This window comes from Streptomyces aureus, assembly GCF_001418135.1.
In the GTDB taxonomy this organism is placed as follows: domain Bacteria; phylum Actinomycetota; class Actinomycetes; order Streptomycetales; family Streptomycetaceae; genus Streptomyces; species Streptomyces aureus_A.
This window is the reverse complement of the sequence record NZ_LIPQ01000397.1, coordinates 1-15,550: the sequence shown is the minus strand read 5'-3', so window position 1 is coordinate 15,550 and position 15,550 is coordinate 1. Positions and strand designations below refer to the sequence as shown.

Here is a 15,550-nt window from a genome sequence, read left to right as displayed (position 1 = left end):
ACCTCGTCATCGAGGCGGTCGTGGAGAACGAGCAGGTCAAGACCGAGATCTTCCAGGTCCTCGACCAGGTGATGACCCGGCCGGACGCCATCCTGGCCTCGAACACCTCCTCGATCCCGCTGGTGAAGCTGGCCGTGGCGACCTCCCGCCCCGACCAGGTCATCGGCATCCACTTCTTCAACCCGGCCCCGGTGCAGAAGCTCGTCGAGCTGATCCCGGCCCTCACCACCTCCGAGGGCACGATCAGCCGGGCCCAGGCCTTCGCGGAGAAGACCCTCGGCAAGCACGCGATCCGCGCGCAGGACCGCTCCGGCTTCGTGGTCAACGCGCTGCTCGTGCCGTACCTGCTCTCCGCGATCCGGATGTTCGAGTCGGGAATCGCGAGCCGCGACGACATCGACAACGGCATGGAGTTCGGCTGCGCCCACCCGATGGGCCCGCTGAAGCTCTCGGACCTGATCGGTCTCGACACGATCGCGTCGATCGCCGACTCGATGTACGCCGAGTTCAAGGAGCCGCTGTACGCCGCTCCCCCGCTGCTCCAGCGCATGGTGGACGCGGNNAGGACACCGGACGGCCCGTACACACGCACAGGTACGGGCCGTCCGGCTTTTCGCGGGTCCTCCGGCCCGGCCGCGTCGGCTCAGGCGGATCGGGCTCGGGCGCGTCGGCCCAGCCGCCTCAGCCCAGGCGCAGGTGGTGGAGCATCAGCAGCCCCGCGGCCATGTTCGCGGCCGGGATCTCGCCCCGGGCGATCATGTCGGGGACCTGTTTCAGCGGCACCCAGGCCCGCCGTGAGGACTCGAAGGCGTCCTCGGGCGGTCCGGTGTAGGTGGCCGTCTCCGCCCAGTAGAGGTGGTGACGGGCGTCGGTGAGGCCGTTGGACGGCTCGACGGTGAGGAGATGGCGCAGCGGCCCCGGCCGCCAGCCGGTCTCCTCCTCCATCTCGCGGGCGGCGGCGGCTTCGATCTCCTCGCCGTCCTCGACGACTCCGGCGGCCAGTTCCCAGCCCCAGCTGTCGGTGATGAAACGATGGCGCCAGAGCATCAGGACTTCGTCGGCCTCGTTGACGGCCGTCGCGACGGCGACCGGGCGGAGCCGGATCAGATAGTGGTCGAGGTGGCGGCCGTCCGGGAGTTCGACGTCCGCGAGGTTCACCTGGAACCAGCGATTCTCATAGACAGAGCGTTCGCTCAGTTTCGTCCACTGCACGTTCTTGCCACCTTCCGACTGGTCGGTGCTTGTTTGGTGGCAATATCGCAGCAGTTCGTGGCTCACAGGGGAACGCGCAGCGCCCCGTCAATGAGCGCCGCCGCCTCCCTGGCGTCGCCTCCGCCACTGGCCAGGAGGTGCTCCCGCACCTGCCGCAGCCGGTCGCGCAGCCGCCGCGACTCCATCCCCCGCGCCCGCTCGGTCATCTCCACGGCCGTCCGCGCAGCCCCGTCGGCCTCCCCCCGGCGCAGCTCGATCTGACACAGCATGGCGAGCCGGTGCACCCGGCCCCGGTCGTGCGACGGCACCCCCACGGCCATCGACGCGTGCTCATGGGCCGCGGCGAGATCACCCAGACTGAGCAGGGCCTCGGCGACCTGGACGTTGACGAGTCCGGGCTGCACATAGCCCGTCTCGGCCGGCTCGTCCCCCGGGCTGATCCGCTCGGCCGCGGCCTCGGCCCGCCGGATGCAGGCCAGCGCGGCGGCCCCGTCGCCCAGATGCGCGTACGCCTTCGCCTGCATCGCCGTCAGATCGGCGGCGAGCGCCGGGGTGATCTGCCGCCCCGCCGTCCGCAGCGCCGCCTCCGCGAACGCCACCGCCTGCCGGTACTCCCCCATGAACAGCGACTGGTTGACGAGGAGCGCGATCACATAGGCGCCGAGCCCCCGGTCCCCGCTCGCCTTCGCGAGCCGCAGTGCCTGGTGGAAGTAGCGCTGGGCGAGACCGTGCGCGTCGGCGTCGTACGCGCAGATGCCGGCCACCGCCACGAGCCCGCCGGTGGCGCGGTGCAGCCGCCGGCCGAGGGCGTCGCTGTACGAGCCCCGCAGCAGCGGCGCCGTCTCGGCGGTGAGGAAGCCGACGATCCGGGCACGGGTCGCGATGCCCCCGGCCTTGCGGTACATCTGCTCGTAGTGGGAACGGGCGGCGCTCAGCACGGTGATGTCGGCCGCGGAGACCGACGTCCGGCCGACCCGGGAGACGTCCACGTCCTCCGGCGGGTTCTCCCACTCCCACACGGGCATCACGGCCGGTGTGCCGGTCACGGCGGGTGCGGCGACGATGTGCGGCCGCTGCTGCTCGTCGGACCGCCACAGGGCGGCCGCGCGCTCCACGAACCCGGAGAGCGGTGAACCGACCGCCAGCACGGGCCCGTCGGGCACACCGAAGCCGATGTCGTCCAGGGTCACCTGCCGGTGCAGCCGGGCGGCGAGCACCTCGCAGATCAGGTCCGGCACCTGGCCGCGCGGCCGCTGGCCCTTCAACCAGCGGGCCACGGCGGTGTGTTCGTAGCGCAGGGTGAGGCCCCTGGCCCGGCCGGCCCGGTTCACATGGGCGGCGAGGCCGGCGTTCGAGACGCCCGCTTCGTCGAGCAGGGCGTCGAGCAAGGTGTTGGGCTGCATGACCGCTCCGGTCGCTCCGGTCCGCTCCGGCCGCTCGGCCGGGGCGCGGTGAACTCAGCGTAGCGGTGGCCGAATTCGTACGGACCGAACCACTGCGGAGAACCCCCTCGCGCCACCTCTCACGCACCGCTACGGGAGGATTTCGCACGGGGTGTGAACGAAGTACTCGTTCTTCCGGTCCGCGTACTCTGCCGTGCTCGTCCCCGTACCGCTTGACTGTGCTTCTCGCCGCAAGGCGATGACCGGGCCGCCGGCTCCCCCCTCAAACAGTGCGGCCGCCCGGTCCGTGTCGCCCGCCCCGCTGATCTGCCCGACACTCCGTGGCGGCGCGGGCGACACCGGTCCCGGCCCCTCCTCTCAACAGTGGGAGGAGGGGGCGGGCCGGGGGCGGCGCAGCCCGGGTTCGGCGGGCTGCGCCGGCACCCGGACACGGTCGTTGCGTACGACGAGCAGGGCGACGTCGTCGGTGAGCCGCCCGCCCGTGTGGTGCAGCAGGGCGGTGTGGACCTCGCGGACGAGCGCCTCGGGCGCCGCGCCGCACATCCCGGCCAGCGCGGTGTCGAGCGCGAAGAACCGGCCCCGGTGGTCACGGGCCTCCTCGGCGCCGTCCGTGTGGAGGACGAGCGTGTCGCCGGGCTTCAACCGGGCCGCGGTGTACGGCGCGAGGGCGGCGGGCAGCGGCAGGACCCCGAGCGGGGGCAGCGGGTCGCCCACGGGGAGCCGCTCCGCGGTGCGCCCGAGGTGATACGGGCCGGGATGGCCGCAGTTGAGCACGGAGAGCCGTCCGTCGGACCGGACCTCCAGGAGGAGCAGGGTCACGAACTCCTCCGCCGCCGGATGTTCCGGCGCCGTCCCGGTCCGCGCCGGGTGCTCGTCCCGGGCCCGCTCCCGCAGATGCCGCTCCAGGGCCCGCTCAAGCCGCCGCAGCACCCCGCCGAGCTCGGCCTCGTCGTGCGCGGCCTCACGGAAACTCCCGAGCACGGCGACCACGGCGCCAAGTGCCGCGAGCCCATGGCCCCGTACGTCCCCGATGACGATCCGCACGCCGTACGGGGTGGCCACCGCCTCGTACAGATCCCCGCCCACGGACGCGCCCCGGGAGGCGGACAACTGCCCTGCGGCGAGGGAGAGTCCGTCGAGGCGGGCGGGCGGCGGGCGCAGCAGCACCTGCTGGGTGGCGAGGGCGACGGCACGCACGAGCGCCAACTCCCGGGCGAGCCCGCGCCGCAGCCCGAGCACGAGCCCGATGCCGACGGTGAGAAAGACGACACTGGTGGCGATCCTCATCGGCAGCCCGGGCTGCCGGGCCAACGGGCAGCCGAACTTCCATGCCACGGCCACCGCACCCCACGCGGTGGGAAGAGCGAGCGGGGCCAGCCGGCGGAGCCGGGAGCCATCGGAGACCAACGACCTCGTACGGATCATGCACGGCCCTTCCCGAGCCCCGACAGCGCCCGCAGGCCCTGCGGCCCACAGGTCCGCCCCTGCGGCCGCGTCGATTCTGCCGACCGCACGACCCACCGGGGAACACCCCCCGACGAGCTCACCCGAAAGAGTGAGCACCCCTGGCGCGCCGCCCTCCGCCAGGGCTCCGCCATGCGCACAGGCGGACGACGACCGGTCTCGGGTACGCCTCGGGGGCGCCGCCGAGCGCTGCGCGGCGAGGCGCCCGCGCCTGGTACGAACGGAGAAAGTACGGAAACGACGGAGGGCCGCCCCGGGGAATCCCGGGGCGGCCCTCCTCGTGGTCCGGTGCTACGGCGCTCAGGCGCCGCGCAGCACCGCGCCCGTGCGCTCGGACGCCAGGGCGACCGCCGCGTCGCGGGCCGCGGTGGCCTCTTCGACCGTCAGGGTGCGGTCCGGGGCGCGGAACTTCAGGGCGTACGCCAGGGACTTGGTGCCCTCGCCGAGCTGGTCGCCGGTGTAGACGTCGAACAGCCGGATGGACTCGAGGAGTTCACCCGCGCCCTCGCCGAGGGCGGCCTCGACCTCGGCGGCCGGGACGTTGTCCGCGACGACCAGGGCGACGTCCTGGGTGGCGACCGGGAAGGAGGAGATCCGAGGAGCCTTCACCGGGCCCTCGTTCGCCTTCTCCAGGCGGTCCAGGTCGATCTCCATCGCGCAGGTGCGGGCCGGCAGGCCGAAGGCCTTGACCACGCGCGGGTGGAGCTCGCCGGCGTGACCGACGAGGACCTTCTCGCCGTTCACCTCGACGTGGAACGCGGCGCAGCGGCCCGGGTGCCACGGGGCGTGCTGGTCGGCGCTGATGATCAGCTCGACGCCCGCCTCGGCGGCCACGGTCCGGCCGGCCTCGACCGCGTCCGCCCAGTCGGACGGACGGCCCTTGCCCCACCAGCCGGCCTGCTCGCGCGCACCGGCGAGGACGACGGCGGCGCGGCGCGGCTGCGCGGGCAGCACGGCGTTGACCGAGGCGATCTCCTCGTCGGTGGGACGGCGGTCGACGGGCAGCCGGACGGCGACGCCCGGCTGTCCCTCCGGCCGGAAGACCAGACCGGTCTCGAAGAGCGCCAGGTCGTGGCTGCCGCGGCTGTCGTTCCGGCGCAGCGCGCCGAGCAGGCCCGGCAGCAGCGTCGTACGGAGCGCGGGCTCCTCGTCCGAGAGCGGGTTGACCAGCTTCACGAGCCGACGGCGGGCGTCGTCCGCGTCGAGGCCGAGGTTGTCGAGGGCCTGCTCCCCGATGAACGGGTAGTTCAGCGCCTCGACGTAGCCGGCACCGGCCAGGGCGCGGCCCACCCGGCGGTGGACGCGCTGGCGCTCGGTGAGCCCGCGGCCGGCCGGCGGCTTCGGCAGCGTGGAGGGCAGGTTCTCGTAGCCCTCCAGCCGGATGACCTCTTCGGCGAGGTCGTTCGGCTCGTTGAGGTCGGGACGCCACGACGGCACGGTGACGACGAGCTCGTCCTGGCCGTAGACGTCGCAGCCGACCTCCTGGAGGCGGCGGACGACGGTCTCGCGGCCGTAGCCGACGCCCGCGACCTTGTCCGGGTGGTTCGCCGGCATGGTGATCGTGCGCGGCGCGGACGGGGCGCTGATCTCGGTGACGCCGGCCTCGGCCGTGCCGCCCGCGAGCAGCACGAGCAGGTCGACGCAGCGCTGGGCCGCGGCGGCCGCGGCCTGCGGGTCGACACCGCGCTCGAAGCGCTTGGACGCCTCGGAGGCCAGCTTGTGGCGGCGCGCGGTGCGGGCGATCGAGATCGCGTCGAAGTGCGCGGCCTCGATGACGATCTCGGAGGTGCCCGTGACGACCCCGGTCTCCGGGTCCGTCTCCGGGTCGGCGATCTCCGTGTTGGCGCCGCCCATGACACCGGCGATGCCGATCGGACCGCGGTCGTCGGTGATGACCAGGTCCGCCGCGTCCAGGACGCGGACGGTGCCGTCGAGCGTGGTGATCTTCTCGCCGGCCTCGGCGCGACGCACTCCGACGGGGCCGTCGAGCCGGCTCCGGTCGTAGGCGTGCAGCGGCTGGCCGAGTTCGAGCATCACGTAGTTCGTGACGTCGACCGCGAGCGAGATCGGGCGCATGCCGGCCTTCTGGAGGCGGCGGCGCAGCCAGATCGGGGACCGGGCCTCGGGCTGCAGACCGACGACGGTGCGCGCGGTGAAGCGGTCGCAGCCGATCGGGTCGGTGACCCGGACCGGGTAGCCGTACGAGTTGGGCGCGGGCACGTCGAGCAGCGCCGGGTCGCGCAGCGGCAGGCCGTACGCGATGGCGGTCTCGCGGGCGACGCCGCGCATCGAGAGGCAGTAGCCGCGGTCCGGGGTGACGGCGATGTCGAGGACCTCGTCGTACAGCTCCAGGAGCTTGGTGGCGTCGATGCCGATCTCGAGCTCCGGCGGCAGCACGATGATGCCGTGGGTGCCGTCGTCGCCCATGCCGAGCTCGTCGCCGGAGCAGATCATGCCCCGGGAGACCCGGCCGTACGTCTTGCGCTCGGCGATCCGGAAGTCACCGGGGAGCACGGCGCCGGGCAGGGCCACGACGACCTTGTCGCCGGCGGCGAAGTTCCGGGCGCCACAGATGATCTCCTGGGGCTCGCCGGTGCCGTTGGCCTGGCCGACGTCGACGGTGCAGAAGCGGATGGGCTTCTTGAACTCCGTCAGCTCCTCGATGGTGAGGACCTTGCCGACCACCAGCGGGCCGGTCAGGCCGGCGCCGAGCTGCTCGACGGTCTCGACCTCGAGGCCTGCCGAAATGAGCTTGGCCTGGACGTCGCGGCCGGTCTCCGTCGCCGGCAGGTCGACGTACTCCCGCAGCCAAGAAAGCGGGACCCGCATCAGATCTCCATCCCGAACGGCCGGGTGAACCGGACGTCACCCTCGACCATGTTTCGCATGTCGTCGACGTTGTGGCGGAACATCAGCATCCGCTCGATGCCGAACCCGAAGGCGAATCCGCTGTACTTCTCGGGGTCCACACCGCAGGCCACGAGCACCTTCGGGTTGACCATGCCGCAGCCGCCCAGCTCGATCCAGCCCTCGCTGCCGCAGGTGCGGCAGGGGCGGTCCGGGTTGCCGACGGACTCGCCTCGGCAGACGTAGCAGAGCATGTCCATCTCGGCGGACGGCTCGGTGAAGGGGAAGAAGTTCGGACGCAGCCGGGTCTTCATGTCCGGGCCGAAGAGCGCCTGGACCATGTGGTCCAGGGTGCCCTTGAGGTCGGCCATGGTCAGGCCCTCGTCGACGGCGAGCAGCTCGATCTGGTGGAAGACCGGGGTGTGCGTGGCGTCGAGCTCGTCGGTGCGGTAGACGCGGCCGGGGCACACGACGTAGACCGGGGGCTCCCGGTCGATGAGCGTGCGGGCCTGGACCGGCGAGGTGTGCGTGCGCAGCACGACACCGGACTCGTCGCCCGTGGTGCCTTCCGGCCCCTCGACGAAGAAGGTGTCCTGCATCTGGCGCGCCGGGTGGTCCGGTACGAAGTTGAGGGCGTCGAAGTTGAACCACTCCGCCTCGACCTCGGGACCCTCGGCGACCTCGTACCCCATGGAGACGAACACGTCGGAGACGCGCTCCATGAGCGTGGTCAGCGGGTGGCGGGCACCGGCCGGGACGCGGTCGTACGGCAGGGTGACGTCGACGGCCTCCTCGACGAGGACGCGCGCGTCGCGCTCGGCCTCCAGCTCCGTCTGGCGGGCGGCGAGCGCCTTGGAGACGATGCCGCGGGCCTGGCCCACGAGCTTTCCGGCGGCGGCCTTGGCCTGCGGGGGCAGGGCACCGATCTCCCGGTTGGCGAGCGCCAGCGGCGAGGTGCCACCGGTGTGCGCCGTCTTCGCGTGCGCGAGCGCGTCGAGGTCGCCCGCGGCGGCGAAGGCGGCGAGCGCCTCGTCCCGCATGCGCTCGATCTCTTCCGGTTTCAGTGCCTCGACCTCAACCGGGTCGTACGACTTATTGGGTGCGGACATCTCTTCCCGTGCTTCCGTTGGCTTGGCTGGGCGGCCCCGCTCGACGTCAAGGGCGCAAACGTGCCAAAGGACGAGTCTAACGGGGTGGGGGGATGCGAATGAGCCCGTGGGCGGCCCGGGCGGCTTTCGATCTCGTCAGATCCTGTCCGATCCGGTCGGACTTCGTGCTGGATCTCGTCAGGCGAGATGGGCCGGGGTGCCGACGGGCAGCATAAATCGGAACTCGGCCCCGCCCCGGGGGCCCCTGCCGACGGTGATGGTTCCGCCGTGGGCCTCGACGACGCCCTTGACGATGTAGAGGCCGAGCCCGGTGCCGCCGCGCTTGCTGCCCCGCCAGAAGCGGGTGAAGACGCGGCTCATCGACTCCTCGGGGATGCCGGGGCCCTCGTCGCTCACGGTGACCTCCGTCCCCTCTTCTCCGTCGGCGTGCTTCCTGGCGGGTGCCACCTCGATGGTGACCGTTCCCTCGCCGTGGCGCACCGCATTTTCGAGGAGGTTCCCGAGGATCTGGTCGATCTTGTCGGGGTCGGCCCAGAGCGCCGGCAGCCCGGGCATGATCCGGACGAAGAACCGGTCCGGGGACTGGCCGCCGGTGGTGTGCACCTGGACGTGCCGGCCGATGGCGGCGGCGATGTCGACCGGCTGACGCCGCACTTCGAGCCGGCCGGAATCGATCCGGGAGATGTCGAGGAGTTCGGCGATGAGCCGCTTGATGCGGCCCGCGTCGGCGTCGACGGTCTCCAGCATGAGCCGCTTCTGCTCGTCGTTGAACCGCTCCCACTTGGTGAGGAGGGTGGCGGTGAAGCCCTTGACGGAGGTGAGCGGGGAGCGCAGTTCGTGGGCGACCGTGGCGATCAGCTCGGCGTGGCTGCGCTCGGTGCGGCGGCGCGCCTCGGTGCCACGCAGAGAGATCACGACCCGCCGGACCGGTCCGGTGGGGTGCTCGCGGACGTACCGGGCGGAGACGAGGACCTCACGGCCGCCGGGCAGCAGCAGATTGCGCTCGGGCTGGCCGCGACGGGTGGCGAGGCCGCCGTACGGGTCGGTCAGGGCCCACCAGCGGCGTCCCTTGAGGTCTTCGAGCGGCAGAGCCTGGTCGAGGGGGAGGCCGAGGGCCTTGTCGCCGGGGACGGCGGTGATACGGCTGGCGGCGGCGTTGAAGATGACGACCCGGCCGGTCTCGTCGGCGACGACGAGTCCGTCGGGCAGGTCGTCGGGAAACACACCGGCGAAGCCGTCGGTACCGGCCGTGGCGCTTGCGGCCGTGGCGGTACCGGCCTCGTCGGCCTCGGCGGGGCCCGAGCCCTCCGGGGCATGGGGCCCGGCGGGGCCGGCCTGGTCCCGGGCGTCCGGGGCGGCCGCCGCCCTGCCCGGTGGCTCCTGGGCGTGCGGCTCGGCGCTCCGTGCCTGTGCGGGACTGTCCGTGCCGACCGTCATCCCCGTTCCCCACCCCTCCGTGTAGCGCAGTGGGCCCCCGAGTGCGTCACTCTACTGGGCGGGGAGGGCGGAATGGACCCCTCAGGCGGAGGTTCGGGGCCGCTGTGCGCGGGCGGAGGCGTACAGGCAGACCGCGGCGGCCGTCGCGAGGTTGAGGCTCTCGGCCTTGCCGTGGATCGGAACGCGGACGACGGCGTCGGCGAGGGCCCGGGTCTCCTCGGGCAGCCCCCAGGCCTCGTTGCCGAAGATCCAGGCGGTGGGCCCGCCCATGGTTCCGGCGTCCAGCTCGGCGTCGAGGTCGTCCTGACCGGCCCCGTCCGCGGCGAGGACCCGTACGCCCGCGCTCTTCAGCCCGGCGACGGCCTGCTCGACGGGGACGCCGACGGCGACCGGCAGGTGGAAGAGCGAACCGACGGAGGCCCGGACGGACTTGGGGTTGTACAGGTCGACGGAGGCGTCGGTGAGGACGACCGCGTCGGCGCCGGCCGCGTCGGCGCAGCGCAGCACCGTGCCGGCGTTCCCGGGATCCCGTACGTGGGCGAGGACGGCGACCAGCTTGGGGCGGGCGGCGACGATCTCCTCGAACGGCGAGTCGAGGAACCGGCAGACACCGACGAGCCCCTGCGGGGTGACGGTCTGGGAGACCTCGGCGAGGACGGCGTCGGAGGCGTGGTGGACGCGGGCCCCGGCGGCGAGGGCGGCCTCGATGATGGCGCTGTAGCGCTCGGCGGCCTCGACGGTGGTGAAGAGCTCGACGAGCGTGGGCTCTCCGGTGGAGCCGCGGTGCTCGACCGCCTCACGGACGGCCTGCGGGCCCTCGGCGATGAAGAGGCGGTCCTTGCCCCGGAAGTTGCGCTTGGCGAGCCGCCGGGCGGCGACGACGCGCGGGGAACGCGGGGAGATCAGCTCGGGGGTGACCATGAGGTGCGGCGGTTCTCTCTTCGGTGCCGGGTGGCTTCGGGGTCCGGGCGGTGGCCGGTCGTGACCTTCGGTGTCCGGGGCTTCGGGGTCCGGGCGGTGACCGGTCGTGACCTTCGGTGTCCGGTCTCGGGGCCCGCGGCCGGTGGCGCTGCGGGCCCGGGCGGTCCACCTCCACCGAACACCCTCAGGGGGCGGACGCACCCGGACCCGCAGACGCGTGCGCGCCTGCGGGTCCGGGCAGAGGTACTGCGGCCTGGAAGATCAGGCGGCGGCCTTCGGGGCGTTGACGTCGGCCGGCAGAGCCTTCTGCGCGACCTCGACCAGCGCGGCGAACGCGTTGGCGTCGTTGACGGCCAGCTCGGCGAGGATCTTGCGGTCCACCTCGATGTTGGCGGCCTTCAGACCCTGGATGAGGCGGTTGTACGTCATGCCGTTCAGACGGGCAGCCGCGTTGATGCGCTGGATCCACAGCTGACGGAAGTCGCCCTTGCGCTTCTTGCGGTCGTTGTAGTTGTAGACCAGCGAGTGGGTGACCTGCTCCTTGGCCTTGCGGTACAGGCGCGAACGCTGACCGCGGTAGCCGGAGGCCGCCTCGAGGATCGCCCGGCGCTTCTTGTGGGCGTTGACTGCCCGCTTGACGCGTGCCACTTGTTAACTCCTTGTAGCGGGGTCGTGGTGGTCCTCACACGACCCGAAAAACGGATGGTTCCCGGTCTTGGCCGGAAGCTCTCGTCGCCGAGAGCGGGAGATCAAACTCAGATGCCCAGCATCTTCTTGATCTTGGCGGCGTCACCCGGGGCCATCTCGGCGTTGCCGGTGAGGCGACGCGTCAGCTTGGACGACTTGTGCTCGAGCAGGTGGCGCTTGCCGGCGCGCTCGCGCAGGATCTTGCCGGTGCCGGTGACCTTGAAGCGCTTCTTGGCACCGGAGTGCGTCTTGTTCTTCGGCATCGCGCCGTATCTCCTCGTCAGTGGCGCTCCCCGCCGGTGCGGGCACCGGCGATCCGGGAGCGTCAATTCTTCGTTCGGTGGTTCCGGGCGGGGCCCGGGGCTGCCTGGTTGGCAGCCCCGCGGGTCACGCCTCGGGGTTCTCGGCCGGGGCTTCCGCCTCGGCCTCGACGACCGGAGCCTCAGCGACCTCGGTCTCGGCGGCCGGAGCCTCGGACGTCTCCTCGGAGGTGACGCCCTGGCGCTCGGCCTTGCGTGCGGCCTGGGCCTCACGCGCCTCGGCCATGGCCTCGGTCTTCTTCTTGTGCGGGCCGAGAACCATGATCATGTTCCGGCCGTCCTGCTTCGGGTTGGACTCGATGAAGCCAAGCTCCTCGACGTCCGACGCCAGCCGCTGCAGCAGCCGGAAACCAAGCTCGGGACGGGACTGCTCACGACCACGGAACATGATCGTGATCTTGACCTTGTCACCCTGCTTGAGGAACCGGACGACGTGACCCTTCTTGGTGTCGTAGTCGTGCGGGTCGATCTTCGGCCGGAGCTTCATCTCCTTGATGACCGTGTGCGCCTGGTTCTTGCGCGCCTCACGGGCCTTCATGGCCGACTCGTACTTGAACTTCCCGTAGTCCATGAGCTTGCACACGGGCGGACGGGCGTTCGCCGCGACCTCGACCAGGTCGAGGTCGTACTCCTGTGCGAGCTCCAGGGCCTTGGCAAGCGGAACAATCCCGACCTGCTCGCCGCTGGGTCCGACAAGTCGCACCTCGGGAACGCGAATCCTGTCGTTGATGCGGGGCTCGGCGCTGATGGATCCTCCTCGGTAGCACCACGCGACCGCCTGGCGGACGGACGCGCATGTCTGTTTCTGGTGAGACCAACCGAGCCGGTACATGAAAAATGCCCCGGACGGGACACAGGCGGGGCTCCACGGAAATACCGGAGCACCGCCGCGGTCAACCGCGGGGCGCACATCGGGCGGCTCCATCGTCCGTACGGAACGATGGGCGCCACCTGACCGGTGACCCGCCACCCGTGAGGGTGGTCAGGTGGGAGTACGGAGCCTCCACTTGTGGGCCGGGCACACGCGTGTCCGGCCGGTCGTTACACAAGGTTAGCAGGACCCGGCGGTCAACGCTAACCGAGGACCGGCATATCGTATGAGGCATGAGCGAGACGCCCCAGAACGAGTCCCCGGACTCCCCCGACACCGCCGATTCCCCCGACTTCGACGCCATGACCCGCGACATCGCGGAGGTCCCCGCGGTCGAGGTGATCGTGACCGTCGCCGTCAACCTGATGAGCGCCGCCGCGGTGAAGCTCGGGCTCACCGAAGAGGGCGACAAGTACAAGGACCTCGACGAGGCCCGCAAGCTGGTGCACGCGCTCGCGGGCCTGCTCGACGCCGGCGCGACGGAGGTGTCGTCCTTCCACGCGGCTCCCCTGCGGGACGGGCTGAAGTCCCTCCAGCTCGCCTTCCGCGAGGCGTCCCTGATCCCGGACGAGCCGGGCCAGGGCCCGGGCGAGAAGTACACCGGGCCGGTGTACGGCTAGCCCTCGTCGCTTACCGCTTTACGTAGAAGGGCTCGCCCGGAGGCGTGGCCGAGGCCGGCAGGAGTGCCAGGTCGAGGCCCCGCACCAGGCGGGCCCTCAGTGTTTCGTCGGCGGCCAGGGCACGGGCCACGCGCTGCGCGGCCTCCGCCGGGGAGCCGCCCCCGCCGAGGACCAGGGCGAGGGTGCCGTCCGCGGCGCCGGGTCCCAGGTGGGCGCGGAGCACCGCGGGCTCGGCGGCGACGGCGGCCCGCACCGCTTCCCGGACGGCGGGGTCGTCGAGCGGGTCGGCGCTGGTGCGGCCCTCGGCGAGGGCGAGCAGGGCCGGGCCGGTCAGCTGGTACGGCACCGGGCCCGCGAGGTCGAGCACGACCGTGTCGGCCTTCTCGTGCGCGGCGGCCTGGAGCGCCTGGTGGAGCGGGACGGCGACGGGCCGGGCCTCCGGGTCCCACAGGGCGAGCGAGGCGATCGAGGTGAAGGCGGGCAGGGCGCGCCGGTCACCGGCCGTGAGGGTGGGGACCGCCATGTCGCTGGTCTTCTCGCGCCGCAGGCCGTTCTCGTCGGTCTCGACCTCGCCGAGGACGGCGACGACGGGGACGAGCAGCCGGGCCTCCCGCAGCGCGTCGAGGACGGGGCCGTGGGCGGTTCTGTCCTCCGCCCAGGCCGCGAGGGCCGCGGCGAGCCGCGGGTCGGCGGTGCCGTCGTCGTCGGAGAAACCGGGGTCCGGGATGTTCTTGAGCGCCACGCACCGAGCCTAACCGCCGGGCGGGGGCGGCCGGTCCGCCGGGGGCCAGGGGTGCCTTGTCGATCAGGCGGGATCGGGGGCCCCTAGGCCCGGTGGGCGCGGCGGAGGATGACGGCGGTGAGGAGGAGCAGGGCGCCGAGGCCGCCGGTGAGCGGGGCGAGCAGGCCGATGGGGCGGCTCTCCTCGGGGGCGGGGAGCGGTCCGGGGCCGAAGTAGCGGCCCTGGTAGCCGGTGGCCGTGGCCGTGGGGTCGCCGCCCTTGAGCTTCGCGCCGGCCTCGATCGCGGCGGCCGGGTCGACCGTTCCGTACCCCTTGGCGTCGCTGCGGCCGCCCTTGGGGCGGCTGCGGGCGGTGTCGATGAGGAGCCGCTTGACCTGGGCCGGGGTGAGGTCGGGGTGTGCGGAGCGGACGAGGGCGACGGCTCCGGAGGCGAACGCGGCGGCGGCGCTCGTGCCCCAGCCCTCGTAGTAGCGGCGGTCGGGGTCGGCGATGGCGATGTCGACACCGGGGGCGCTGACGGTGGCGTACCAGCGGCGGGTGGAGAAGGAGGCGTGGGTGCCGTAGCGGTCGACCGCGGTGACGGCGATGACGCCGGGGTAGGCGGCGGGGTACGAGATGTGGTCGCCCTTCTCGCCGCCGTTGCCGGCGGAGGCGACGACGGAGACGCCCTTCGCGAGCGCGTACTGGACGGCGGCGTCCTCCCCGGCGTCCGGGTGGGCGGACTTGGAGTCGTCGCCCAGGGACATGTTGATGACGTCGGCGCCGTGGTCGGCGGCCCACCGGATGCCTTCGGCGAGGGCGGTGCCCCGGGTCTTGCGGGCCTTGTCGCGGGACTTGTCGGTGCCTTCGAGGATGACCCGGACGGGCAGGATCTTGGCGTCGGGGGCGATACCCAGGACGCCGTCGCCGCCGTCGGGGCCGTGGCCGTGCCCGGCGATGATCCCGGCCATGGCGGTGCCGTGCCGGGCCCAGGCGCGGTCGCCCCGGGAGGCGCCGAAGCCGACGAGGTCGCGGCCGGTGAGGACCGAACCCTCCAGGTCGGGGTGCTGGGCGTCGACGCCGGTGTCGAGGACGGCGACGGTGATGCCCTCGCCCTTGGTGGTCCGCCAGGCCTCCGTGGTGTGGAGGGCCTGGAGGCCCCACTGCCGGGCCCGGATGGTGTCGGCGTACGCGGGTGTGGTGGTGGCGGGGAGGACGGCGAAGGCGGTGGCGAGGAGGACGGCCGCGGGGGTACGGAGGCGGGTCACCGGGCGTCCTCCTGCTTGTCCTTCTCCGGCGGGGCGACGGCCGTGCGCAGCAGCTGCTCGAAACGGAGCGTGATGTTCTTGGCCTCGTGGCCGAGGCCGGACTGCGCGGTGGCGTCGGTACGGCCCGCGGTCATGGCGCGGTCGGCGGGCTGCGGGGCGTCGACGGCACGGCCGTCGGCGAAGCCGGAGACTGCGGTGACGACGACGGGGAGGTCGGTGGGGGCGTTCAGCCACCACCCGGCCCGCTGCTTCGCGCCGAAGCGGGCGGCGACGGTGCCGGGGCCGGAGAGCGCCGGGGGGACGTCCTGGCCTAGGCGGGTGGTGAGGCCCTGGCCGAGGGTGCGTTGCGTGGCCGCGTCGGCGCGGGTGAAGACGAGGCCGACGGTGATCACGCTGCTGGCGGTGGCGTCGGTGTACGTGGCGCGCAGGACGCGCTCGCAGCCCAGCGGCTGGAGGGTGGTGAGGAGGCCCTTGGCCAGGACGGCCGGCGAGCAGGCGGCGTCGGGGGCGACGACGATCCGGGTCCAGGTCCGGGCGGCGCCGCCCGGACCCGCGGCGGGTCCCGCGAGGGTGCGGGGGAAGAGGGTGTCGACGGGGGCGTTGTGCCAGAGGTCCTTGGCCTGGGTGTACCCGGCGGGTTCGGCGGGCTCCCCGGGCTCTGCGGCGGCCA

General features: G+C 72.8%; 14 protein-coding genes and 1 pseudogene. 2 read left to right on the top strand and 13 right to left on the bottom strand.

What is annotated here, in order from left to right; all coding sequences use genetic code 11:
• Nucleotides 1-561, top strand: a pseudogene (locus AOK00_RS37645) (3-hydroxybutyryl-CoA dehydrogenase); the annotation flags it as partial.
• A 120-nt stretch (nucleotides 562-681) separates the two neighbouring features.
• Here AOK00_RS37645 and AOK00_RS28735 read toward each other — a convergent pair.
• From AOK00_RS28735 to infC, 10 genes are all read right to left on the bottom strand, one after another.
• The gene (locus AOK00_RS28735) at nucleotides 682-1,212 is read right to left on the bottom strand and encodes an NUDIX domain-containing protein (RefSeq protein ID WP_030316110.1); all 531 of its coding nucleotides are present in this window, start codon (nucleotides 1,210-1,212) and stop codon (nucleotides 682-684) included.
• Between the two features lie 62 nt (nucleotides 1,213-1,274).
• Nucleotides 1,275-2,615: a hypothetical protein gene (locus AOK00_RS28730; protein WP_055603162.1), complete on the bottom strand. Its 1,341-nt coding sequence runs from the start codon at nucleotides 2,613-2,615 to the stop codon at nucleotides 1,275-1,277.
• A gap of 357 nt (nucleotides 2,616-2,972) precedes the next feature.
• The gene (locus tag AOK00_RS28720) at nucleotides 2,973-4,040 is read right to left on the bottom strand and encodes a PP2C family protein-serine/threonine phosphatase (protein ID WP_055603160.1); all 1,068 of its coding nucleotides are present in this window, start codon (nucleotides 4,038-4,040) and stop codon (nucleotides 2,973-2,975) included.
• A gap of 339 nt (nucleotides 4,041-4,379) precedes the next feature.
• Entirely contained in the window at nucleotides 4,380-6,908 is a 2,529-nt protein-coding gene (gene pheT, locus AOK00_RS28715; RefSeq protein WP_055603159.1) for a phenylalanine--tRNA ligase subunit beta, read from the bottom strand.
• Nucleotides 6,908-8,035: a phenylalanine--tRNA ligase subunit alpha gene (pheS, locus tag AOK00_RS28710; protein ID WP_030316093.1), complete on the bottom strand. Its 1,128-nt coding sequence runs from the start codon at nucleotides 8,033-8,035 to the stop codon at nucleotides 6,908-6,910. Before pheS ends, pheT begins: the two co-directional genes overlap by 1 nt.
• Before the next feature lie 177 nt (nucleotides 8,036-8,212).
• Nucleotides 8,213-9,472 (bottom strand): sensor histidine kinase, encoded by a 1,260-nt coding sequence (locus AOK00_RS28705; protein ID WP_055603158.1) that lies wholly within the window; start codon nucleotides 9,470-9,472, stop codon nucleotides 8,213-8,215.
• A gap of 81 nt (nucleotides 9,473-9,553) precedes the next feature.
• A complete protein-coding gene (locus tag AOK00_RS28700; protein ID WP_055603157.1) occupies nucleotides 9,554-10,393 on the bottom strand; it encodes a TrmH family RNA methyltransferase in 840 nt (279 codons plus the stop codon).
• Nucleotides 10,394-10,654: 261 nt separating this feature from the next.
• On the bottom strand, nucleotides 10,655-11,041 hold the full coding sequence (rplT, locus tag AOK00_RS28695) for a 50S ribosomal protein L20 (protein WP_015032398.1): 387 nt from the start codon (nucleotides 11,039-11,041) through the stop codon (nucleotides 10,655-10,657).
• 107 nt (nucleotides 11,042-11,148) lie between these two features.
• Nucleotides 11,149-11,343 carry a 50S ribosomal protein L35 gene (gene rpmI, locus AOK00_RS28690; protein ID WP_030316087.1) on the bottom strand — a complete coding sequence of 65 codons (195 nt, stop codon included), beginning with the start codon at nucleotides 11,341-11,343 and terminating at the stop codon, nucleotides 11,149-11,151.
• 124 nt (nucleotides 11,344-11,467) lie between these two features.
• Nucleotides 11,468-12,232 (bottom strand): translation initiation factor IF-3, encoded by a 765-nt coding sequence (gene infC, locus AOK00_RS28685; RefSeq protein ID WP_107097486.1) that lies wholly within the window; start codon nucleotides 12,230-12,232, stop codon nucleotides 11,468-11,470.
• A gap of 272 nt (nucleotides 12,233-12,504) precedes the next feature.
• Here infC and AOK00_RS28680 point away from each other — a divergent pair, with 272 nt between their 5' ends.
• Nucleotides 12,505-12,891 carry a DUF1844 domain-containing protein gene (locus AOK00_RS28680; protein ID WP_030316083.1) on the top strand — a complete coding sequence of 129 codons (387 nt, stop codon included), beginning with the start codon at nucleotides 12,505-12,507 and terminating at the stop codon, nucleotides 12,889-12,891.
• A gap of 10 nt (nucleotides 12,892-12,901) precedes the next feature.
• Here the strand turns inward: AOK00_RS28680 and AOK00_RS28675 are convergent, their stop codons facing one another.
• The 3 genes from AOK00_RS28675 to AOK00_RS28665 form a co-directional block, all read right to left on the bottom strand.
• Entirely contained in the window at nucleotides 12,902-13,633 is a 732-nt protein-coding gene (locus tag AOK00_RS28675; protein WP_055603155.1) for an SseB family protein, read from the bottom strand.
• Between the two features lie 83 nt (nucleotides 13,634-13,716).
• Complete coding sequence (gene mycP / locus AOK00_RS28670) at nucleotides 13,717-14,880, bottom strand: type VII secretion-associated serine protease mycosin (protein WP_055603154.1); 1,164 nt, start codon at nucleotides 14,878-14,880, stop codon at nucleotides 13,717-13,719.
• The coding region (locus AOK00_RS28665; RefSeq protein ID WP_055603153.1) for a hypothetical protein at nucleotides 14,877-15,550 on the bottom strand (674 nt) is incomplete at its 5' end. The genes mycP and AOK00_RS28665, both read right to left, overlap by 4 nt.